The 21,983-nt window shown below is 51.7% G+C and carries 19 protein-coding genes; 11 read left to right on the top strand and 8 right to left on the bottom strand.

Annotation, left to right across the window (positions count from 1 at the left end):
* Positions 1–9: 9 nt before the first annotated feature.
* From icmH to AAZR23_RS02220, 10 genes are all read left to right on the top strand, one after another.
* A complete protein-coding gene (gene icmH / locus AAZR23_RS02265; RefSeq protein WP_166708942.1) occupies positions 10–732 on the top strand; it encodes a type IVB secretion system protein IcmH/DotU in 723 nt (240 codons plus the stop codon).
* Positions 732–3,392: a type VI secretion system ATPase TssH gene (tssH, locus tag AAZR23_RS02260; RefSeq protein ID WP_166707416.1), complete on the top strand. Its 2,661-nt coding sequence runs from the start codon at positions 732–734 to the stop codon at positions 3,390–3,392. Before icmH ends, tssH begins: the two co-directional genes overlap by 1 nt.
* Positions 3,392–4,189 carry a hypothetical protein gene (locus AAZR23_RS02255; RefSeq protein ID WP_434690279.1) on the top strand — a complete coding sequence of 266 codons (798 nt, stop codon included), beginning with the start codon at positions 3,392–3,394 and terminating at the stop codon, positions 4,187–4,189. Before tssH ends, AAZR23_RS02255 begins: the two co-directional genes overlap by 1 nt.
* Positions 4,186–4,833, top strand: coding sequence for a type VI secretion system-associated protein VasI (gene vasI, locus AAZR23_RS02250; protein ID WP_054424996.1), 648 nt, complete (start codon positions 4,186–4,188; stop codon positions 4,831–4,833). Before AAZR23_RS02255 ends, vasI begins: the two co-directional genes overlap by 4 nt.
* Before the next feature lie 5 nt (positions 4,834–4,838).
* Entirely contained in the window at positions 4,839–6,281 is a 1,443-nt protein-coding gene (gene tssA, locus AAZR23_RS02245; protein WP_434690276.1) for a type VI secretion system protein TssA, read from the top strand.
* Positions 6,281–9,829, top strand: a complete 3,549-nt coding sequence (tssM, locus tag AAZR23_RS02240) for a type VI secretion system membrane subunit TssM (protein ID WP_434690273.1) — start codon at positions 6,281–6,283, stop codon at positions 9,827–9,829. Before tssA ends, tssM begins: the two co-directional genes overlap by 1 nt.
* A gap of 14 nt (positions 9,830–9,843) precedes the next feature.
* A complete protein-coding gene (locus AAZR23_RS02235) occupies positions 9,844–11,184 on the top strand; it encodes a VasL domain-containing protein (RefSeq protein WP_434690270.1) in 1,341 nt (446 codons plus the stop codon).
* A gap of 11 nt (positions 11,185–11,195) precedes the next feature.
* Entirely contained in the window at positions 11,196–11,675 is a 480-nt protein-coding gene (locus tag AAZR23_RS02230; RefSeq protein ID WP_107678339.1) for an Hcp family type VI secretion system effector, read from the top strand.
* Positions 11,676–11,722: 47 nt separating this feature from the next.
* Positions 11,723–13,456 (top strand): type VI secretion system baseplate subunit TssF, encoded by a 1,734-nt coding sequence (locus tag AAZR23_RS02225; protein WP_434690268.1) that lies wholly within the window; start codon positions 11,723–11,725, stop codon positions 13,454–13,456.
* Positions 13,457–13,582: 126 nt separating this feature from the next.
* Positions 13,583–13,963: a VOC family protein gene (locus tag AAZR23_RS02220; protein WP_218427896.1), complete on the top strand. Its 381-nt coding sequence runs from the start codon at positions 13,583–13,585 to the stop codon at positions 13,961–13,963.
* A 45-nt stretch (positions 13,964–14,008) separates the two neighbouring features.
* Here the strand turns inward: AAZR23_RS02220 and AAZR23_RS02215 are convergent, their stop codons facing one another.
* Positions 14,009–14,428, bottom strand: coding sequence for a DUF1240 domain-containing protein (locus AAZR23_RS02215; protein WP_434690264.1), 420 nt, complete (start codon positions 14,426–14,428; stop codon positions 14,009–14,011).
* Between the two features lie 287 nt (positions 14,429–14,715).
* On the opposite strand from AAZR23_RS02215, the gene AAZR23_RS02210 reads away from it, so the two are divergent.
* Complete coding sequence (locus tag AAZR23_RS02210; protein WP_052927272.1) at positions 14,716–14,976, top strand: YfhL family 4Fe-4S dicluster ferredoxin; 261 nt, start codon at positions 14,716–14,718, stop codon at positions 14,974–14,976.
* Positions 14,977–15,009: 33 nt separating this feature from the next.
* Here the strand turns inward: AAZR23_RS02210 and acpS are convergent, their stop codons facing one another.
* The 7 genes from acpS to lepA all read right to left on the bottom strand — a co-directional run bounded on the left by acpS (position 15,010) and on the right by lepA (position 21,503).
* Positions 15,010–15,396 carry a holo-ACP synthase gene (gene acpS / locus AAZR23_RS02205; RefSeq protein ID WP_046892564.1) on the bottom strand — a complete coding sequence of 129 codons (387 nt, stop codon included), beginning with the start codon at positions 15,394–15,396 and terminating at the stop codon, positions 15,010–15,012.
* A complete protein-coding gene (gene pdxJ, locus AAZR23_RS02200) occupies positions 15,396–16,127 on the bottom strand; it encodes a pyridoxine 5'-phosphate synthase (protein ID WP_052927423.1) in 732 nt (243 codons plus the stop codon). Before pdxJ ends, acpS begins: the two co-directional genes overlap by 1 nt.
* A gap of 34 nt (positions 16,128–16,161) precedes the next feature.
* On the bottom strand, positions 16,162–16,920 hold the full coding sequence (recO, locus tag AAZR23_RS02195) for a DNA repair protein RecO (protein WP_046892565.1): 759 nt from the start codon (positions 16,918–16,920) through the stop codon (positions 16,162–16,164).
* 7 nt (positions 16,921–16,927) lie between these two features.
* Positions 16,928–17,836, bottom strand: a complete 909-nt coding sequence (gene era / locus AAZR23_RS02190; protein ID WP_004236984.1) for a GTPase Era — start codon at positions 17,834–17,836, stop codon at positions 16,928–16,930.
* Positions 17,833–18,513 (bottom strand): ribonuclease III, encoded by a 681-nt coding sequence (rnc, locus tag AAZR23_RS02185; protein ID WP_004236985.1) that lies wholly within the window; start codon positions 18,511–18,513, stop codon positions 17,833–17,835. The genes era and rnc overlap by 4 nt, the downstream gene beginning before the upstream one ends.
* 176 nt (positions 18,514–18,689) lie before the next feature.
* Entirely contained in the window at positions 18,690–19,682 is a 993-nt protein-coding gene (lepB, locus tag AAZR23_RS02180) for a signal peptidase I (protein WP_046892567.1), read from the bottom strand.
* Positions 19,683–19,709: 27 nt separating this feature from the next.
* Complete coding sequence (gene lepA, locus AAZR23_RS02175) at positions 19,710–21,503, bottom strand: translation elongation factor 4 (protein ID WP_107678452.1); 1,794 nt, start codon at positions 21,501–21,503, stop codon at positions 19,710–19,712.
* Between the last annotated feature and the right edge of the window lie 480 nt (positions 21,504–21,983).

The following is a 21,983-nucleotide window of genomic DNA, read 5'->3' as shown; positions in this document are numbered from 1 at the left end:
CATCAGCGGATGCACAAGCAATACCGGATCCCGCTGCGCGGGGAAAATATTAACCCGATGATTGACGCGGCCACCCCGCTGCTCGGCATGGTTATGCGGATGCATACAATGTCCGGCTCACCGCTGCCGGATAAGCTTTATCAGCAGGTGGTGACCGATATTCAGGCGATTGAGCAGCAATTACAGTCTCAGGGTTATGAGCCGGGCGCGATTGTCTCCTTCCGTTATGTGCTCTGTACCTTTATTGATGAAACCGCACTGGGCCTCGGCTGGAACACAGATAACGGCTGGGTGAAAAAATCACTGCTGGTGCATTTCCATAATGAATCCTGGGGCGGGGAAAAGGTGTTCATTCTTATTGAACGCCTGCTCGGTGAGCCGAAACGCTATCTGGATCTGATTGAGTTTATCTGGCTGTGTCTGTGCCTGGGTTACCGGGGCCGCTATAAAGTGACGCAGGGCCATAACGATGAATTTAACCGCCTGTTACGCCGCCTGCAAAAACAGATCCGTCAGCTGCGCCCTGAACAGGGCTCTGTTGTGCTGTATGAGGATACGATCTCTGACCCGCACCGCTACCGGCTGGGGAAACGCCTGCGGCTCAAATATATCGTTATCGCCGGTCTGCTGCTGGCCGCCGGTATTTACGGCCTGTATCTGTCTCAGCTGAATAATCAGACACAACATATTCTGGAGCAACTCACTCCGTTACTGAATCAGGGTATACACTGATGATAAATGTCGATCTCTCAACGTTAGTTAACCGTCTCGATCCTGTGGCCAGACATGCACTGGAAAATGCCGCCGCCCGCAGTGTCAGCGAGCAGCAGCCGGAAATCACCACCGCACTGTTTTTCAGCAGCCTGCTGGAAACGCCGTTAACCGATGTGCGGGTGATCTGCCAGTGTGCCGGTATTGATAACACTGAACTGGCGGATATGACAACAGAACTGATCCCCCCGCATCAGGCACTGACTCAGGGTTATCCGGGTTTTTCACCACTGCTGACTGAACTGCTGAAAGACAGCTGGCTGGTCGCCTCCGCCGAATATCACCATACCACGCTGCGATCCGGTATTGTGCTGCTGGTGCTGCTGCAAATGCCGCAGCGCTATCTGCCGCAGCAGGCCTGTAAGCTGCTCAGCAATATCAACCGTGAACAGTTAAAACAACAGTTTGATGAGTGGACTGCCGGTTCGGCGGAAAGCCCGTCCGGTGATCTCAGCAGTCCGTCAGCAGGCGGCAGTACACCGGCCGCCGACAGTCTTCTTGCCCGTTTCACACAGAATATGTCTGAACTGGCACGGCAAAATAAGCTGGACCCGGTTCTGTGCCGTGATAACGAAATTGATCTGATGATCGATATTCTCTGCCGCCGCCGTAAAAGTAACCCGGTGGTTGTCGGAGAACCCGGTGTCGGGAAAAGTGCGCTGATTGAAGGTCTTGCACTGCGTATTGAGGCCGGTGATGTGCCGGAAAAACTGCGCGGATGCCAGCTGCACGTGCTGGATCTCGGCGCAATTCAGGCCGGTGCCGCCGTCAAAGGTGAATTTGAAAAGCGGTTCAAAGGGCTGATTCAGGAGATCATCAGCTCTGCCACCCCGGTTATCCTGTTTATTGATGAGGCCCACACCCTTATCGGTGCCGGTAACCAGCAGGGCGGCACCGATGTCGCCAACCTCCTCAAACCGGTGCTGGCGCGGGGTGAGCTTTGCACGATCGCGGCGACCACCTGGAGTGAGTACAAAAAATATTTTGAGAAAGACGCGGCACTGGCGCGGCGTTTTCAGTTAGTTCAGGTTAAAGAACCGACGGCCGCTGAAGCCGTGATCATCATGCGCGGCCTGCGCACCGCTTATGAATCCGCCCATCAGGTCTTTATTGATGATGATGCCCTGCGTGCCTCGGCTGAGCTGAGTGACCGCTATCTCTCCGGCCGTCAGCTGCCGGATAAAGCCATTGATGTGCTGGATACCGCCTGTGCACGTACCGCAATTAACCTGACCTCACCGCCGAAACAGATTTCAGCCCTGAAAACACAGTTACACCAGATTGGTATGGAGTGCGATGTGCTGGCGCGGGAAGATTTGCTCGGACTGACCGATCACACTGACCGTCTGGCCGCGCTGCATCAGCAGTCCGCACAGTTACAACAGTCACTGGAACAGTTACAGACTGACTGGCAGGCGCAGCTGACATTAGTCCGCGATATCATCCGCCTGCGGGCTGCATTGCTGAACAGTGCTGAATCAGCGGCTGAATCCGCAGAAACAGAAAAATCAGCAGAGACAGAAGAAACCGCAGAAGCGGAAACGCCGGAGAGTATCCGCGAACAGTTACAGGTACTGAATGCAGAGCTGGAAACCCGCCGGGAACAGTCTTCCCTGGTGTCTCCGCATGTCGGCAAAACACAGATTGCTGAAGTCATCGCCGAATGGACCGGTGTTCCGCTCAACCGTCTGTCACAGGATGCCCTCGCTGTCGTCACTGAATTACCGGCTTACCTGGAGGAATCCATCAAAGGCCAGGATCTGGCGATTGCTCATCTGCATAAACACCTGCTGACCGCCCGTGCTGATCTGCGGCGTCCCGGCCGTCCGCTGGGGGCATTCCTGCTGGTCGGCCCGAGCGGTGTGGGAAAAACCGAAACGGTATTACAAATCGCTCAGCTGATGTTCGGCGGCACACAATATCTCACCACCATTAATATGTCCGAGTTTCAGGAGAAACACACGATTTCCCGTCTGATCGGGTCCCCGCCGGGATATGTCGGTTATGGCGAGGGCGGTGTGCTGACAGAAGCCATCCGCCGCAAACCTTACTCCGTTGTATTACTGGATGAAGTGGAAAAAGCCCATCCTGACGTGCTGAATCTCTTTTATCAGGCTTTTGATAAAGGAGAAGTGGCAGATGGTGAGGGTCGCGTGATTGACTGTAAAAACGTTGCTTTTTTCCTGACCTCAAACCTGGGTGACAGCACCATTGTTGCGTATGAAAACCGGCCTGATGAGCTGTTGGATGCGCTTTATCCGGAGCTGACTACGTTCTTCAGACCGGCTCTGCTTGCAAGGATGGAAGTGATCCCGTTCCTGCCGCTCAGTGACGAAACACTGACACGGATCATCCGTTTCAAACTCAGCCAGCTGGAAACACGGCTGGTGCAGCGTTTCGGTGCTCAGGTCACTATCCATGATTCTGTTTATCAGGCCATTATTCAGCGCGCCAACCGGGCTGAAAACGGTGCCCGTATCCTGGAGTCGGTGATTGACGGCCACTTACTGCCGCCGCTTTCCCTGTTACTGCTGAAACACACAGCAGACGGAAAAACGATCCGTCATATCACCCTGTCTGCAACCGGCGATGAATTCACGGCTGAGGTGGATACGGAATAATGAGGAACCGACTGAAAAATGCGCTGTCACTGATGGACTGCCAGACCACCGAATCGCTGATATCGCAGTTTCTGCCGCACTGTTTTTCCCGCAGTTCCCTGAGTGCTCTTGCTGTGATGGTGCTCAGCCCGCGGGATAACCGGCTGCTCAGTTACTCTGTCAACTATGCACAACCGCAGGTCACCACCGGCCTGCTGGATACAGATGCATCGGATATCCGCCAGCCGCTGGTTCAGGTGACATTCAGCCGGACACCCACCTGCTGGGAAAACCTGTCACAGGGCAGCCATCTCGAAGACAGCAGCCTGAAGACATTTATCCGCGGGCTGCCTGCAAATACCGGTATACACGGGTTCCCGTTCTGCGATCACGAGGGTAAACCCGCGGGGGCTATCTGCCGCCTCGGCACCGATCTGAGCCACAAAGAACACGAAAAAGGAATGACAGCAATTTATTACCGGATCTTCTGTCATCACTACGGCACGCTGACCCGCCGGATGCAGGTCCGGACGCAAAACCAGCAACTGCACAAACTGCTGCAGCTGGCACAGGAAAAGGAGCGGCGGCTGGAAGCCATGATGACACACACTATGGTGACTCCGGCACTTTCGCAGGTATCCGCTCCGGATCTGTCCGGGATCAGCGATCTGACCGAAGCGCTCGACCGGTATGAATCTGACATTCTGACCTACCGGATGCAGGCGGACAACGACGACCTGAAAGAAGTCGCCACAAAGCTGAATATGTCCAAACGTGCACTTGTGTATAAATTAAAAAAATACGGATACCTATCATGACCAAAAGGATGCTTCAGAGCGTGTTCACCCTGCTGATACTGACGCCGCTGTGGAGTCCGGCACAATCTGTCCCCGCACTTTCCGGGGAAATCTCAGCGCTGCTGGACACCTGCCGCAAAGAGCCGTCACCGCTGATACGGCTGGACTGCTATGACAACATCGGACGGGAGAACGCTGTGCCGCCGGCTGACCAGACGGTAAAAGGTGAGATCCGGCTCCGGGCAGCAGCCAATGAAGAAAAACGGACAGCACATACCGTCACCTTCATTACCACCCAGCCCCGCGAAGGTACCTGGCCTGTGGTCATGACCGCCCCGGCGATCGGTACGCAACCACCCCGCCCGGTTCTGATGCTCAGTTGTGTGGATAACATCACCCGCATGCAGCTGGTAATGAATTCGCCGGTAACAACACGCAGTATCCGTTTATCCACCCCGCAGACCACATTCAGCAGTGACTGGTTTATCCGCGAAAACGGCTATGTGCTGGAATCCAGCCGGGGTCTGGCCGGCATTGATGAAATCAAACGCATTATGACCGGCGATAAGCTGACTATCACCCCTGAAAACGGGGAACCGGTAACTTTTGATCTGTCTCAGCTGACAGAAAGTATCAAACCTTTACGTGCGGCCTGCCGCTGGTGAATAGCATGATAGCAACACGTTTTAACTGGTCTGAACAACTGCTTGCCCCGCTTGAGCCGGAGCAGGTCAGCAGTGCGGTCAGTGACAGTCACCCGGACTGGGAATATATCGACAGCGAAATGGTTAAATTCGGCTCCCTGACGCATGCCTCTCTGGATACTGAGGCCATTCAGTCACGGATACTGACTCTGCTGGCCACCACCACAAAAGATTTCCGTCTGGTGGTCCATTTGCTGCGCACCCTGCAACATGCCGGAAACGCCGGTGAAGTCACACTCGGTGCGCACCTGTTTGCCCTGTTCTGCCGTCAGTTCTGGCACAACTGTTATCCGGAAAATATCAGACTGAAAGTCCGCCTGACGCAGCAGGTTTTGCAGCGCTTTGAGCTGGCACAGGATAACTTCATCCGGCAGGCTGCTGCGGCACAGCGGGATGATGTTTTAGGGGATTTTGCCGGACTGGCGCAATTCTGGAATGACGATCACCCTGCATTGTCACAAACGCTGGATGAGCTGAGCCGCGGCTACCGCCGTATTGAAAACCGTGTACCGGAAGAGACCACACCCGCCGTCCGTCCGGCAGAAGACACGACCGGAACCGCACCGTCCGCAGCATCTGTACCACAGGATACCCCCGCCGGAACCGATACAGACTTTCCGGCCGAAGATATTGACAGCGGAAATGATCGCACCCGTAAATCAGCGCTGCTGAATGCCGCAGATGCGCTCTGCCGCCGTGCCCCGGAAAATGCTATCGGCTATCAGCTGCGCCGCTATGCTGTCTGGCACACCATTCAGTCAGTACCGTCCGCCGATGCCACCGGCAAAACACCGCTGGCCGCCGTATCCGCCGACCGGGTTACTGCCTACCGCAAGCAACTGACACAGGCCGACCCGGTATTGCTGGCTGATATTGAACAGAGCCTCAGCCTTGCCCCTTACTGGCTGGATGGCCATTATCTGGCCGCGCAGGCAGCACAGCAACTGGGACTGGACGCCGTTGCACAGGCCATCCGCCGCTGTGCAGCGGAGTTTACCGCCCGTCTGCCGCAACTGACCACCCTGAGTTTCGCCGATAAAACCCCGTACGCGGATGCGGACACTCTGGCCTGGCTGAGCACCACAGAATCAGCCTCTGCAACCGCTGTCACTACCGCAGGGGAACACGATGAGATCACCCGCTGCTATCAGGAAAACGGTCTGGATGCCGCACTGCAAAAAATTGATGACGCCATGCAGCGCGCTGAACAGTTACGTGATCGTGTCTGTCTGCAATTTCTGGCCGCATCGTTGTTTGAGCAGTCAGGTATGACCGGGATTGCCCGGGCGCAGTATCAGCAACTGTATGACATCGTGTCACGCAGCACAGTAACGCAGTGGGAACCCGCTTTACTGCAACAGCTTACCGGAAAACTGCCGGAGTCCGATTTAAAAAGGAATAACGTTTAATGAAAAAACCATCCTTATCATCCGTGAATGCACAGGGTCTGATCAGAAAATGGTTTAAAGCCGACAAACCAAAACTCAAATCGGCATGGGCCATTTTTCTGGCCATCGTTCCTGCACTGATCCTTCTCTGGATTTGGATCTGGGGTGCGGATTTCCGCTTCCGCGATGATTATCCGCTGCGGCCGGTCAGCGCCCGCTGGCTGGCAACGCTCGGGTTATTCCTGATTGTTATCGGCTGGATTGGATACACCGCCCGGCGGCGTGTCCGCGAACTGGAAAAGCTGAAACTGGATGTTGAACTGGCCGTGGCAGATCCGGTCCGCAAAGATATTGAATTCCAGAACCGCTATCTCAGCCGCTGGCTCAGTGAGCTGCGCCGGCATCTCGGCGACAACGGCCGGTCGCTTTATCAGCGCCCGTGGTATCTGGTGCTCGGGGCGGAAAACAGCGGGAAACATACCCTGTTTTCAGCTAACCTCGGCCTGCTTGACCTGATACCGCAGGACAGGATCATCTCAGAAGAGGGTATCGGTCTGCATGTCCGCTGCTCGCTGACCGATAAAGCCGTCCTCCTGATGCCGCGCGGACACCTGATCACCCAGCCGCACGAGGACAGCGAAAAACCGCAGTTGTACCACCGCCTGTGGAACAGCCTGCTGGAACGCATGGTGACAGAGCGCACCCGCCAGCCGCTGAACGGTATTATCCTGACCATCGACACCGCACGGCTGATGACAGAAGATAAAGAAGCGGGCAGCCGTTATTTCACGGATATTCATATGCGTTTGCAGGAGATCCGTCTGGCCTTTAACACCCGTCCGCCGGTGTATATCGTGCTGACCAAACTGGATCTGTTACAGGGATTCAGCGCAATGTTCCAGTCACTGGATGTGGCTGAGCAGGAATCTGTTCTCGGCGTGACCTTTACCCGTGACAACCCGCACAACATGGTCAGCGAACTCACCACCTTCTGGGAAAAATGGATCACACGGCTTAACGCTGCCCTGCCGGAAATGATGCTGAACTGGGTGGATGACAGTCAGCGCAGCGAGCTGTTCAGCTTTATCCGCCAGATGGTCGGGCTGCAAAGCCGGGTAACAGAACTGACTGAACAACTTATCGGCAGCAATGACGCCGAAATTCCGCTGATCCGCGGTATCTATCTGACCTCCTCCGCACAACGCGGTCAGATTGACGATATCTTTACCCAGAGCGCCGCCGTGCAGTACAACCTGCCGCCGGCACCGACTCATACCTGGCCTGTCAGCGAAAACCAGACCTGGTTTACCGGCCAGCTGTTCCGTGATGTCCTGTTTTCAGAGCCGAACCTGGCGGCAGAAAACCGTTTCTGGTTACGCCGTCATCATTACAACCTCTTTTTTGCCTCAGTTGTCACCGCAGCGGGAATCATTGCCCTCTGGAGCGGCTGGCATCATTACTATGATCAAAACTATCAGGCCGGTAAAAATGTGCTCTCCGAAGTCAGTGCTTTCAGCAGTGTGACCGCGGATAACCAGCAGGACACCACCGGTGTACGCCAGTTGCCTATCCTCAATCCGTTGTCGGAAGCAACGCTGGCTTACGGTAATTACCGTGAGAAGAACGGCGTTCTGACCGATCTCGGTCTCTATCAGGGTAAAAAAATCGGCCCGTATGTGGAAAAAAGTTATCTGCAACTGCTGATCGAGCGTTTCCTGCCCGCCATTATGGCCGGATTACAGCAGGATCTGGCACAGGCTCCGGAGAACAGTGAGGAAAAACTCGCTATTCTGCGTGTGATGCGCATGCTGGAAGATAAAAGCGGCCGCAATGATGCGATTGTCAAAAATTACCTGCGCAAACGCTGGAGCCGTGAGTTTACCGGGCAAAACGAAATTCAGTCACAACTGATGACCCACCTGGATTATGCCCTTGAGCATACTGACTGGGCGGCAGACCGCAATCGCGGGGATATCGTGGCCAGTCAGGCCTTTAAGCCGTTCTCTGCGGTTATCCGTGACGCCCAGAAAGAACTGAGCCAGCTCTCACTCTATCAGCGGGTCTACCAGACACTGCGCCTGAAAGGTTTTAATGAGCTGTCATCACCGCTGGATCTGCGCCATATGATCGGGCCGGGCTTCAGCCATGTTTTCGTCTCACTCGATGATGAAAAACTGGAAGTACCGCAGTTTCTGACCCGCAACGGAATGATCAATTACTTTATCCGGCAAAATGAAGAGCTGGTGGATCTGACGGCACTGGATGCCTGGGTACTGAACCTGTCACAAAACGTCCGTTACAGTGAAAGCGACCGCCGGGAAATACAGCATCAGATCAGCGAACAGTATCTTGGTGATTATGCCGCGAACTGGCGGGCGGCCATGAGTAATCTGGAAATCCGTGAGTTTGAAACTATTCAGGATGAAATCAGTGCGCTGGAGCAAATTATCAGCGGCGAACAACCATTACGCCGCGCACTGCAAATACTGCGCGATAACACCAGCCTGCCCGCAGTGGACAGCAATCTGACGGAGAAAGAAAAACAGGCCGTTATGGCAGAGAGCCAATACCGGTTACTCAGCCGGATCAGCCGCGAATTTTCCCCGCAGACGGACATTCTGGTCAGTAACAACGGTGAGAACCTGCAAAATGTTAACCAGAAACTGAATGAACTGCATCGTTACCTGCTCAGTATCGAAAATGCCCCCGTACCGGGGAAAGCTGCACTGAAAGCCGTTTTCCTGCGTCTGGAAGAAAATAACCGCGACGCCATTTTTGAAGTCAGCCAGATGGCGAAAACCATGCCGGAACCGCTCGGCCGCTGGATTGGCGAACTCGCGGATCAGGCCTGGATTGTGGTGCAGAAAGAGGCTATCCGTTATCTCGAGGTGGAATGGAATGAGTCCGTGGTCAAACAATACAACAGCTATATCGCAGGCCGTTATCCGTTTGATCCGAAATCAAACCGTGATGTGCCGCTGAGTGAGTTTGAACGCTTCTTCAAACCGGGCGGAACACTGGACGCTTTCTGGCAGCAGAATCTGCGGCCGTTTGCCGAGAACAACCTGCTGGTTAATGAAGACGGACAGTCGCTGATCCGCCCGGATGTGCTGGAGCAGATTGAAACGGCCAACCGTATCCGCAACACCTTCTTTACACCGCAGGGCAACCTCGAAACGCAGTTTGCGATTGAACCGGTACAGCTGTCCGGTAACAAACGGCGCAGCGTGCTGAATCTCGACGGGCAGATCCTCGATTATGCTCACGGACGCAGCAACACCGCTCATATGATCTGGCCGAACTCGATGCGTTCCGGCGGAGAGAGCAAGCTGACGCTGGTTTCCGGTACTGCCGGTAAATCACCGCGTGCGATTGTCCGCAACGGCCCGTGGGCGCAAATCAGACTGATTCAGTCCGGAAAACTGACCAACGTAAACACCAACAGTTTCGATGTCCGTTTCGCGGTGGATGACGGGGAAATGACATACCGCATCTATATTGATGAGTCGGATAATCCGTTCTCCGGCAATCTGTTCTCCCGTTTCAGCCTGCCTGAAACACTGTACTGATGACGGAGCGGAATATGGACGGCATTATTATCCGGACCGGTGCTTCTCCGCTGGATTACCCGGAATTCGCGGAAATCCGTGAAGAGATCAATAAACTCAGCCACCCGTCGCAACCGGAGATCAGCTGGTCGCGGGTGGAAGCGAAATCCCTGTCACTGTTCAGACAAAACGGCGTGGATTTGCAGACCGCGGTCTACTACACCCTCGCCCGCCTGCACCGCAGCGGTCTGGCCGGGCTGACCGAAGGTTGTGAGCTGATCGCCATGATGGTGGTTCATGACCGGGAGACGCTGTGGCCGCCGCAAATCAATCACCGCATTGATATTCTCAACTGGTTTATCACGCGGGCGATGGCGGTGGTACGCCGCCTTACTTTCAGCCGTGACGATTTGCGCCTGCTCTACCGGGCTGAGCGGGCATTACAGCTGATCACAGAACGGCTGACACAAACGCCGTCCGGCAAAACGCTGACCACGGACAATCTGCAATTTTACTTCCGCAATGCCGCCACAGAGATAGAGCAACCCACGCCTGCGGCGGAAAGCGAGCTGCCGCCGGTCACCCTTGCCCCGCTGGTGTATATCGCGGAAGAAAGCCCGGCCGTTTCCGGAACAGACACGGCTCCGGCAGGCGGTGCGGGGCACAGCACCGTCCGCTTTGTGCAGATTGCGGCAGAAACGCCCCCGGCACCACGCAAAACCTTCCCGTTCGCCGGTTTTGCAGCCGGACTGCTCACCGGGCTCATTCTGATCGCCGTGTTATTCTTCACGGTTTATAAGCCGGTGAAAGATGAACTGGATACATTCGCCGCCCAGCCCGGCAGCGCACGGGTCATGTGGTTTGCCGATCCGCAGTTGGCGACTTACGGGCAATTACTGACCAGTGAGGAACAGCAATCTCCGGCTGCCGCACTGCTTCTGACGGAGAAAATAACAGAAACAGCCCGTCAGCGCTGGCCGAATGATCCGGATCAGGCGTATGCCACCCGCCGCTGGCAGGATGTATTACAGACACGGATTGCGGATGCATCCCAAACGGACAGTTGGTATCTCACCGGTAAGCGGTTACAGGCACTGACGGACACCATTGTTGCCAGAGAAAAAGATCGCGGCAGTTTTACCCTGTCCTATCTGAAAACCGAAATCCACAACATTCAGCAGGCTCACTCAAAAACAACCCCGGCAGAGGAGTATCTGCGAGTGCTGTCCGACGATATCCGCAACGGTAAACCGGTTTCGGCAGCACAACTGCACCGCATTGACCTGCAGCTCAACGGCCTGATCGCGCTTTATGCCGATCTGCAAAAACAGGCTGAACAGGCAGGACTGAAACCCGGTAACGGTAAACAGGAATAAGGAAGACAATTATGGCGAATATGATCTATTTGAGTCTCAACGGTAATCAGCAGGGCAATATTTCACAGGGTTGCTGCACGCTTGATTCCATCGGCAATAAATATCAGTCAGGTCATGAAAATGAAATCTTTGTGCTCCATCTGAATAATATGTTTAACCGTGCACAGAACCTGACGTTCAGTCCGGTAAATTTTGTCAAACTGCTGGATAAATCGACCCCGCTGCTGGCAAATGCCATCGCCAATAATGAAGTGATGGAGATGGTATTCACTTTTTACCGGACATCACAAAACGGCTCTCAGGAAAAATATTTTATTGTCACACTGCGTCAGGCATCCATTGTCAGTATCAACAGCCATTATCCGCACTCTGCGGATAACAATGACGCACAGCCGGAAGAAACGGTTAGTGTGAAATACAAGGATATTATTTTCCAGCATGTCATGGCGGGAACATCCGGTTATTGCTGCTGGGAAGAAAGTACGTGTTAATTATTCTGTACGATAAATACTGATTACCGGCAACCGCAGAGTCATTCATGAGCGAAATTAAATTTTTACAGGAACAACACTATTTACAGCAGCTCAGCCGCGAGTTTATCCGCGATTATCCGCACCTTGCGGATATTCTCGACCCGCATGATGAGCAGAGCGGCAGCCTGCTGGAGGGATTTGCGTTTCTCAGCGCACGGTTGCAGGAAAAGGTGGATGATGCATTTCCTGAAATTACCCTGCCGCTGTTACAGCGCCTGCAATCCCGGGCAATAAAAGGTATTCCGGCGACTGCGGTTGTCCGTTTTGATTCACAGGAACGAATTGGCTTCCCGCTGGATATCCCCGCCGGAACCGTGGTGAAAGGCACCGCAGAGGAAATATTCACAACCTGTAACCCGGTCGTGCTGCAGCCTTATACATTATTGCGCCGTTATGTGACTCACCATCCGTCAAAAAGCTGCCTGTCACTGGAATTTAAATACCGCGGCAATCACAAAGAGCCGGAAACCGCATTATTATCCTGTTTTCTTGATCCGTCAGTCACCTGCGCCGGGATTTTATTATTATGGCTGAGCCAGTATTTTGATCACATCGAACTGGCGCACGCGGATAACCTGTATCACGGTGATGAAACCCGGTTCAGTTTTATTCCGCAGATCGGAAAAAATAATTCAGTATTATCCGGTGCTGATGAAAAACCGAACTGGCCGCAAAAGTTGCTGGAAGGGTTATATATCGATCATGTCCATCATTTTATCGATATCGATATTCCGGCCATTGTTCCGGAACTGGACTGGGCATTATCAGACACTTTCACGCTGAATATTTATTTCAGCAAGCAGCTGCCACTGCGTAATGATCAACTGACAGAGAGCTTTCGTCTTAATTGTGCAGCCGTGGTAAATCAGGAAGAACAAAATGAAGTTATCCTGGATTTTCATGAAAATGAGGCTGTTTATCGTCTGCCGGTGGATGACAGCCACTATATTACCGAACTGAAGCATATTCAGCTGGCTTTTGAACCTCATGAGGAATTCAGGGGTATTATTGCGGATTTCTATCCGGTGACTCACCTGGCGCCCGCTTCCCGCCTGCTGCCGCAATATCAGGATGCCTGGTTCTACGCACTCAGCATTGATAAAACCATCACCGGCCGGAATCATTACTCTATCCACTTTTATGATAATCACGGCAAAGCACTCACCACCCCGCCCGGGCCGCACTTCCGCTGTACTTACCGTTGTATTATCAGTACACCGCAAAGCCGTGCTGAGGATATCTGCCATCTCAGCCCGCTGCTGCCGGATCTGCTGGAAGCCACCGGTGTCACACAATGCACGCCGTGCTATCCGCCGATAACGGATAATCATGCTTACTGGAATCTGCTGTCACACTACAGTGCCAACAGTTTTATGCTGTCATCTGTCGATTCGGTAAAACAGCTTATCCGTGATTATATACTGTATCAGGATACAGACCGGCAGCGCTGCAAACAGATAAGTCAGCTGCTGAGTGGTATTCACGCGGTTGACTCGGTACTGGACGACCGTCTTGTCCGCGGAAAACCTTATCGCTGTCTGGATCTGACAATGACACTGGACCCGCATATATATGACAATCCCGGCGATGCCTTTATGTTTGTGATGCACTTATATCATTTTTTCCCGTTCTGCCTGTCAGAAAATATGCTGCTGAAAATAAATGTGCAATTTACCGACAATGATACAGTCTGGCATTTAGCGCCTTATTTGCTGAATGGGTATAAATCGCTGATTTAACTAAAACGAAACGAAAATCAGAAATAAAGACGGTTAATTTTTTCCCGGAACGTCATCCGGATTCATCACTGCTGACAATTTCCGTCACTCAACAGGACTATGATATGAAAAACCACAGGAGGCAGCATGTTTAAGCCAAACAGCATTATTCTGTACGTCAGTGATGTTGAGAAAAGCACCCGTTTTTACACCAGATTACTCAATGCAGAGCCTGTTGAACAATACAGTGAATTCTCTGTTTTTGCCTTATCGGACGATATGATATTAGGGCTTCAGGCAAAGTCCGGCATCGATCCTGCACCACAACCGCACATTGGTGGTACGGAAATATGCATGTCTGATGTCAGTAACCGGGAAGTTGATGATATTTTCCGCAAATGGAGTGAACTGGGCGTGGAGATTATTATGAAACCCGCGATGCTGGATTTCGGCTATACCTTCGTGGTAACCGACCCCGACGGCCATCGTCTTAGAGTCTGCGCGACTGACACCACAAACATTGATTAATAAATAACCATGCACGATAAAAAATAACAGGGAATATACTCTCTGTTATTTATTGCATAAAGCAGCATCAAAAACATAAATCGTTGATGACCTGAATGAAGACTTCGGGCATCTAATATACCCCTCTGACATAAGTTCTTTATCCATATATATCGATCCAATGATTAAAAAGACAAAAGAAAAAAAAGCCAAAGCAAGAAAAAAGTAAACTAACACCCTGAACAATTTATATTTTCTCAACACTTTCTCTTTATTCAATAAAACCATGATACCAATGAATGAGAAATAAAGTAACAACGGCGCAAATAGGATAAAGAATTGACTAAAATGAATTTTGATGATGTCTTTTCTATTTATATAGTCCAGAAAATAAATTGATGACAACCATATATAAACAGCAGATAGCATAATCAGCAATAATACCCCGAACGCTATATTATCTTTTTTTATCACCAGTTCATCCATGTCTACTTTCCCTGAAAACATAAATCTATGATGAAAATTATGCCCTGAATCAGTACATATGTATATTATATTTATTTCCGTTCACTTTTAATCTTTTAAGGCCATACTCTCTGCATACAGGAATTTTTTGCGTATACTGTCATCAGTAACGGCCTTACCGGGTGTTCCCGGCCGGTAAAAGCCGCTATAATCAGTTCCGGGAATACTGCCGGAAGCGGCAGAGAGTAACGTATAAGTGCAAGATATAAGTTACTGAATTTTAAATAATTTATATGGTGATAGCGACTATGGCGTTACTGATTACTGCACGTTGCATAAATTGTGATATGTGCGAACCCGAATGCCCTAACGAAGCAATTTCGATGGGGGATTCCATCTATGAAATTAACCCTGATTTATGTACTGAGTGTGTCGGGCATTATGATAAACCGACCTGTCAGTCGGTCTGTCCGATTAACAACACCATTATTATCGACCCTGCGCATACCGAAACACAGGAAATGCTGTGGGATAAGTTTGTGCTGATACATCACGCCGATAAGATCTGAACAGACAGAGACGCCCGCAACCGGGCGCAACTGTCAGGTATTTGTTTCAAGAATAACCGTGGCACAGGCGTAATGACGCTCGTCGGCAATCGAGACATGGTAGTGTGTGACTTCACGGGCGGCAGCCAGTTCTCCGGCATAGCCGAGGAAAGTCAGATTGGGTTTTCCGAGTGAATCATTACTGACTTCAAACTGATTAAATGCCAGCCCCTGACGTATCCCTGTTCCCAGTGCTTTGGATGCGGCTTCTTTGACAGCAAACCGCTTTGCCAGAAAACGTACCGGCTGTTTATGCTGCCGGTAAACGTCCCACTCCGCCTCACTGAGGATCCGTTTTGCAAAGCGGTCACCGGAACGCCCGATAACCGCTTCAATACGACTTATTTCAACAATATCCGTACCGATACCGACAATAGCCATTAACGACGGGCTTCCCGCAGCAGGGTTTTCATATCCGCGACAGCTGCAGCCAGTCCGCTGAAGACTGCCCGGCCAATAATAGCGTGACCGATATTCAGCTCATAAATAGCAGGCAGTGCTGCCACGCGCTGAACATTATGATAATTCAGGCCGTGTCCGGCATTCACTTTCAGGCCTTTGCCTGCCGCATAGGCAACCGCATCTTTGATACGGACAAATTCTTTATCTTCTTCCTGAGATGTTTCCGCATCCGCATAGGCACCGGTATGGATTTCAATAAACGGTGCGCCGACATCATCCGCCGCATCAATCTGAGTATGGTCAGGATCGATAAACAGAGAGACTTTAATACCGGCTTCGGTCAGACGTTTAACCGCACGGGCAATTTTTTCTTTCTGACCGGCGACATCCAGCCCGCCTTCTGTTGTTACTTCCTGACGTTTTTCCGGGACCAGGCAACAGAACGCCGGTTTGATACGGCAGGCGATCTCCACCATCTCATCGGTGACGGCCATTTCCAGATTCATACGGGTCTGAATGGTTTGTCTCAGCAGTTCCACATCGCGATCCGTAATATGACGGCGGTCTTCGCGCAGATGCACGGTAATACCTTCCGCTCCCGCCTGCTCTGCGACAAATGCCGCCTGAACCGGGTCCGGATAGTTGGTGCCGCGTGCGTTACGGACAGTTGCAATGTGGTCAATGTTTACACCCAATAAAACTTCACTCATTTTTTCATCCTCCGGGTAACTTATATTGTTCAGTTTAACCTTTTTCAGACGAAGAGGAACCATCACGACTATTTTCTTTTGAAACCAACGGCGGGCGCACAAATTGACGAAATAATTCGCGGCTTTTCAATGGCTTTCCGCCGAGATAAGGTTTTAAAGCGATACGGGTGAAACGTTTGGCGGCACGTAAAGTTTCCGCATCAGGGAATTCCCGGGCGGCAAGGGCTTTCAGTTCACGGCCGGTAAAGCTGCTGTTATCCACCACCAGGCTGGCGATAAAGCCTTTTTCTTCGCGGTAGCGGTACGTCATGGTGTCAGAGACTTCCTGGCCGCTGCCCGCGCAGTGAAGAAAATCCACGCCGTAACCGATATGGTGCAGCAGCGCCAGTTCAAACTGACGCAGAGCCTGTTCCGGCGTGGTTTCGCTGGCCGCAAGATACTGAAGACAACGCAGATAATCAAAAAACAGCGCGGAATACGTGACACCGTTAGCCAGCACACGGGAAAGCAACTCATTGATATACAGGCCGCTGTAAAGAACAGTGCCACTCAGGGGTAATGCGAGGGAGATAGGGTCAGCATCGCGCAGGGTTTTCAGTTCCCCGCGCCCGCCCCAGCGGATCAGAAGCGGTGTAAAGGGCTGTAATGCCCCTTTGAGACCGGAACGGCGGCGGCGTGCCCCTTTTGCCAGCAGGCGCTGCCGCCCTTCCTGTTCAGTGAACACATCCAGCATCAGGCTGGTTTCACTGTAAGGGCGACTATGGAGTACAAATGCGCGCTGCCAGCCGTCCATCGGTGTGTTACTTCAGGTCGTCAACATAACCCAGGCTGCGCAGTGCACGTTCATCATCTGCCCAGCCGGCTTTGACTTTCACCCACAGTTCGAGGTGAACGCGGGCATCAAACAGGCGTTCCATATCAATACGGGATTCCGTCCCGATAGTTTTGATACGGCTGCCTTTGTTGCCGATAACCATTTTTTTCTGGCCTTCGCGTTCAACAAGGATCAGACCGTTGATCTGAAATACACCGTTGTCCTGCACAACAAACTGTTCGATTTCCACTGTTACCGAGTACGGCAGTTCATCGCCGAGGAAACGCATCAGTTTTTCACGGATGATTTCAGAGGCCATAAAGCGCTGTGAACGGTCAGTAATGTAATCTTCCGGGAAGTGGAACGGCGCCTGCGGAATGTGCTGACGCACGATGTTCGCGATGGTATCGACGTTCATTTTCTTCTCGGCACTCAGTGGCACCACGTCGAGGAAGTCCATCTGCTGACTGAGGAACGCAATATGCGGCAGCAGTTTGGTTTTGTCTTCCACGTTATCCACTTTGTTGATAGCAAGCAGAACCGGGCAGCGCAGCGAGCGGACTTTATTCAGTACCATCTCATCATCCGGCGTCCAGTTAGTGCCTTCAACCATAAAAATCACCAGCTCAACATCACCGATGGAGCTGCTGGCCGCACGGTTCATCAGGCGGTTGATTGCCCGTTTTTCCTCAATATGCAGCCCCGGGGTATCCACATAAATAATCTGGTAATTATCCTGTGTATCGATCCCCATAATGCGGTGGCGCGTGGTCTGCGGTTTCCGCGAGGTAATAGAAACTTTCTGCCCCAGTAACTGGTTCAGTAAGGTGGATTTGCCCACATTGGGACGTCCGACTATCGCGACGAAGCCGCAATAGGTGTTTTCTTCGCTCATTCAAGCTCCAACAAAATTAATGCTTGTTCCGCCGCGGCCTGTTCGGCTTTCCGGCGGCTGGAACCGGTTCCTTTTACCGGCTGTTCAACACCGCTGATTTGGCAGTGAATGGTGAACTCCTGATCGTGAGCTTCACCTTTTACCTGAACAACCAGGTAGTTCGGCAGAGGCAGATGCCGCCCCTGAAGGTATTCCTGTAACCGGGTTTTCGGGTCTTTTTGTTTATCCCCGGGCGAAATTTCGTTCAGTCTGGATTCGTACCAGCTGAGGATGATCCGCTCAATTGTCTGAATATCACTGTCGAGAAAAATCCCGCCAATCAGGGCTTCGACGGTGTCCGCAAGGATCGATTCACGGCGGCTGCCGCCGCTTTTCAGTTCCCCCGGCCCCAGGCGCAGACATTCGCCGAGGTTAAATTCGCGGGCCAGTTCCGCCAGGGTATTTCCGCGCACCAGTGTGGCACGCATCCGGCTCATATCCCCTTCATCCACTTTCGGGAAGCGGTGATATAAATCATTGGCAATAACAAAACTTAAAATAGAATCGCCGAGAAATTCCAGGCGTTCATTATGTTTGCTGCTGGCACTGCGGTGAGTGAGTGCCTGCATTAATAAGTCCTGACGGGTAAAAGTATAGCCGAGTTTTCGCTGCAGCTGGTTTATCACTATCGGGTTCATGTGCGACCAAAAATTAGGATGTTTATAAAACGCACACGCAACAGACCTGTAGCCGCGAAAACCGCGATACAAAACTGTTGCGTTTGCACTGGCTCCCCGCTACCGGGGAGCCAATCATTTTGCCGGGCATATTCTACACTGTGATTACATGTAATGCTCAGCAAATTCTGTTTTTTCTATTCTATCCGTCCGAAACGGCTCAGGCGCAGACCGGTAGGCCATTCACCTTCCTGTTTTTCAAGGCTTAACCAGATAAAGCTGGCACGACCGACCAGGTTTTGTTCAGGCACAAATCCCCAGACGCGGCTGTCCGAACTGTTATCACGGTTATCACCCATCATAAAGTAATGCCCTTCCGGCACTATCCAGGTGTACTCCGGTAATCCCGGCTGACGGAACAGACGCTGCCCGCTGATGCTGTCCGGTGTGATTTCCGGTACGGTCAGAATATGGTGAGCAACCGGCCCCAGGTTTTCAATCCGTTCCGCCTGACGGCGGTAACCGACTTCCATATCATCCTCGATCGGGAACTGATGTGCGCCGCCGCTCATAAAGGAGCCGCCCAGCGGTGATTTCTCCCAGCGGATAGCCCACTCGCTTTCGTATTCCTGACCATAGGTGACCGGCAGGGTTTCACAACTGCTCTGGTCTTTGGTACAGCCCGGATAGACCTGTAATTCTTTGGCATACGGATCATACACCACTTTATCACCCGGCAGACCAATCACGCGTTTGACATAATCGACACGCGGATCATCCGGATATTTAAATACCGCTATATCACCACGCTTCGGCTCCCCGGTTTTAATCAGAGTGGTCTGCGTGATCGGATCTTTTAACCCGTAAGCGTATTTCTCCACCAGCATAAAATCGCCGATTAACAGTGTCGGCATCATGGAGCCGGACGGGATCTGGAATGGCTCATAAATAAATGAGCGTACAATCAGAACAATCGCCAGTACCGGGAACAGGGATGCAGTACCTTCCACCCAGCCCGGTTTGGCCACAGTTTCAGCCAGATGAGCCTGATCCATGGTTCCTTCGGTCAGCTCTGCCATGCGCGCCAGTTTTTTCTTACGGGCCGGCTGAATTTTAAATTTATTCACCGCCCAGATGATCCCGGTAACCAATGTTGCCAGGGTCAGGATCAGCGCAAAGGTGTTCGCCATTATGTCTCCTTACAACCTGCTGAATGTTTAATCTTTGCCGACATGGAGAATGGCTAAAAACGCTTCCTGCGGTAACTCAACGTTACCAACCTGCTTCATGCGTTTCTTACCGTCTTTCTGTTTCTGCAACAGCTTTTTCTTACGGCTGACGTCACCGCCGTAGCATTTCGCCAGGACGTTTTTACGCAGCTGTTTCACTGTTGAACGCGCAATAATATGCATACCGATGGCAGCCTGGATCGCGATGTCAAACTGCTGGCGCGGGATCAGCTCTTTCATCTTCTCAACCAGTTCACGGCCGCGGTACATGGAATTATCACGGTGTGTAATCAGTGCCAGTGCGTCAACCCGCTCGCTGTTGATAAGGATATCAACACGCACCATGTCAGAAGCCTGGAAACGTTTAAAGTTGTAATCCAGTGATGCATAACCGCGTGAGGTGGATTTCAGGCGGTCAAAGAAATCGAGCACCACTTCCGCCATCGGAATTTCATAGGTCAGAGCAACCTGATTACCGTGATAGACCATGTTGGTCTGCACGCCGCGTTTCTCAATACACAGCGTAATCACGTTACCGAGATACTGCTGCGGCAGCAGCATATGACATTCCGCAATCGGTTCGCGCAGCTCTTCAATATTGTTGAGCGGCGGCAGCTTGGACGGACTGTCGACATACACTATTTCGCCGCCGGTGGTTTCCACTTCATAGACAACCGTCGGCGCGGTGGTGATCAGATCGAGATCATATTCACGTTCCAGACGCTCCTGGATAATCTCCATATGCAGAAGACCGAGGAAGCCGCAGCGGAAACCGAAGCCAAGCGCGGTAGAACTTTCCGGCTCATAGAACAGGGAAGCATCGTTGAGGCTCAGTTTGCCGAGCGCATCACGAAATGCTTCATAGTCATCAGAACTGACCGGGAACAGACCGGCATATACCTGCGGCTTCACTTTTTTAAAGCCCGGTAATGCTTTTTCGGCAGGCTGACGGGCCCCTGTCAGGGTATCCCCGACCGGCGCCCCGAGAATATCTTTAATGGCACAGACCACCCAGCCGGCTTCACCGCATCTGAGGACATCTTTATCCACCTGTTTCGGTGTGAAGATCCCCAGACGGTCAGCGTTATACACCTGGCCGGTGCTCATCACTTTAATTTTATCGCCTTTGCGCAGTGTGCCGTTTTTAATCCGGATCAGAGACACAACACCTAAATAGTTATCAAACCAAGAGTCAATAATCAGTGCCTGTAACGGCGCATCAGGATCACCTTCCGGCGGCGGAATATCGCGTACCAGGCGTTCGATCACATCGTTGACGCCCACACCGGTTTTCGCCGAGCAGCGCACCGCATCGGCCGCTTCAATCCCGACGATATCTTCAATCTCTTCCGCCACCCGCTCCGGGTCGGCAGCAGGCAGGTCAATTTTGTTGAGAACCGGAACAACTTCCAGGTTCATTTCCATCGCCGTATAGCAGTTCGCCAGTGTCTGCGCTTCCACGCCCTGACCGGCATCAACCACCAGCAACGCGCCTTCACACGCCGCCAGTGAACGGGAAACCTCATAAGAGAAGTCAACATGGCCCGGGGTATCGATGAAATTGAGCTGGTAGGTTTCACCATTCTGCGCGGTGTAATCCAGCGTTACGCTCTGTGCTTTGATGGTAATGCCGCGTTCGCGTTCCAGATCCATTGAGTCCAGAACCTGTGCGGCCATTTCACGGTCGGATAAACCGCCGCAAATCTGAATAATGCGATCAGATAAGGTCGATTTGCCATGATCGATATGAGCAATAATGGAAAAATTTCGGATATGGTTGATTTTCAAGATAAAATTCTTCTTTGTAATGCCCTATAAAACTAGCTTTGGACACCTGTAAGGACTCAAAGCCAACACTCTATATTGCTGGTTAACAGACTTATTGCCAGCATTCTACATGCTACAGACACTCAACTCAAAGAAACGTTCATTTTGCGGGGAAAAAACCCGCTTTCCCTATTAACCGGCCAATCATTCTGCACCAAGTGTAGTCATCCGAATCTGTTAAACCAATCATCTGATTATATAAATATAGCTGGATTTATAAATTTTAATGATGATTAGATAAAAAATAATAACACGAAAATATACCTAATAATCAAATAATTAATATAGCTATAAAAAATAAGCATCTTATGACAACCCGTTTATTTGACTAAAGAATCATTGGCTATAATGATTGTTTATAGTGACTTTTACTTACAAATGGATTTAGTTTAGCCATAGATAGGAACATAAAGTAAATCATAAGAATATTTTACC

The organism is Morganella sp. Je.2.23, from assembly GCF_051129855.1.
GTDB classification, from domain to species: Bacteria; Pseudomonadota; Gammaproteobacteria; order Enterobacterales; family Enterobacteriaceae; genus Morganella; species Morganella sibonii.
The sequence above is the reverse complement of the archived record's forward strand: the minus strand, read 5'-3'. Positions and strand labels throughout refer to the sequence as shown.

What these genes read in the sequence shown, in the direction of transcription:
- AAZR23_RS02210 (WP_052927272.1), top strand. Translation starts at nt 14,716, where the DNA reads ATGGCGTTACTGATTACTGCACGTTGCATAAATTGTGATATGTGCGAA.
- AAZR23_RS02220 (WP_218427896.1), top strand. Translation starts at nt 13,583, where the DNA reads ATGTTTAAGCCAAACAGCATTATTCTGTACGTCAGTGATGTTGAGAAA.
- rnc (WP_004236985.1), bottom strand. Translation starts at nt 18,513, where the DNA reads ATGAACCCGATAGTGATAAACCAGCTGCAGCGAAAACTCGGCTATACT.
- icmH (WP_166708942.1), top strand. Translation starts at nt 10, where the DNA reads ATGCACAAGCAATACCGGATCCCGCTGCGCGGGGAAAATATTAACCCG.
- tssH (WP_166707416.1), top strand. Translation starts at nt 732, where the DNA reads ATGATAAATGTCGATCTCTCAACGTTAGTTAACCGTCTCGATCCTGTG.
- recO (WP_046892565.1), bottom strand. Translation starts at nt 16,920, where the DNA reads ATGGACGGCTGGCAGCGCGCATTTGTACTCCATAGTCGCCCTTACAGT.
- lepB (WP_046892567.1), bottom strand. Translation starts at nt 19,682, where the DNA reads ATGGCGAACACCTTTGCGCTGATCCTGACCCTGGCAACATTGGTTACC.
- AAZR23_RS02230 (WP_107678339.1), top strand. Translation starts at nt 11,196, where the DNA reads ATGGCGAATATGATCTATTTGAGTCTCAACGGTAATCAGCAGGGCAAT.
- era (WP_004236984.1), bottom strand. Translation starts at nt 17,836, where the DNA reads ATGAGCGAAGAAAACACCTATTGCGGCTTCGTCGCGATAGTCGGACGT.
- pdxJ (WP_052927423.1), bottom strand. Translation starts at nt 16,127, where the DNA reads ATGAGTGAAGTTTTATTGGGTGTAAACATTGACCACATTGCAACTGTC.
- AAZR23_RS02255 (WP_434690279.1), top strand. Translation starts at nt 3,392, where the DNA reads ATGAGGAACCGACTGAAAAATGCGCTGTCACTGATGGACTGCCAGACC.
- acpS (WP_046892564.1), bottom strand. Translation starts at nt 15,396, where the DNA reads ATGGCTATTGTCGGTATCGGTACGGATATTGTTGAAATAAGTCGTATT.
- vasI (WP_054424996.1), top strand. Translation starts at nt 4,186, where the DNA reads ATGACCAAAAGGATGCTTCAGAGCGTGTTCACCCTGCTGATACTGACG.
- tssA (WP_434690276.1), top strand. Translation starts at nt 4,839, where the DNA reads ATGATAGCAACACGTTTTAACTGGTCTGAACAACTGCTTGCCCCGCTT.
- AAZR23_RS02225 (WP_434690268.1), top strand. Translation starts at nt 11,723, where the DNA reads ATGAGCGAAATTAAATTTTTACAGGAACAACACTATTTACAGCAGCTC.
- AAZR23_RS02235 (WP_434690270.1), top strand. Translation starts at nt 9,844, where the DNA reads ATGGACGGCATTATTATCCGGACCGGTGCTTCTCCGCTGGATTACCCG.
- tssM (WP_434690273.1), top strand. Translation starts at nt 6,281, where the DNA reads ATGAAAAAACCATCCTTATCATCCGTGAATGCACAGGGTCTGATCAGA.
- AAZR23_RS02215 (WP_434690264.1), bottom strand. Translation starts at nt 14,428, where the DNA reads ATGGATGAACTGGTGATAAAAAAAGATAATATAGCGTTCGGGGTATTA.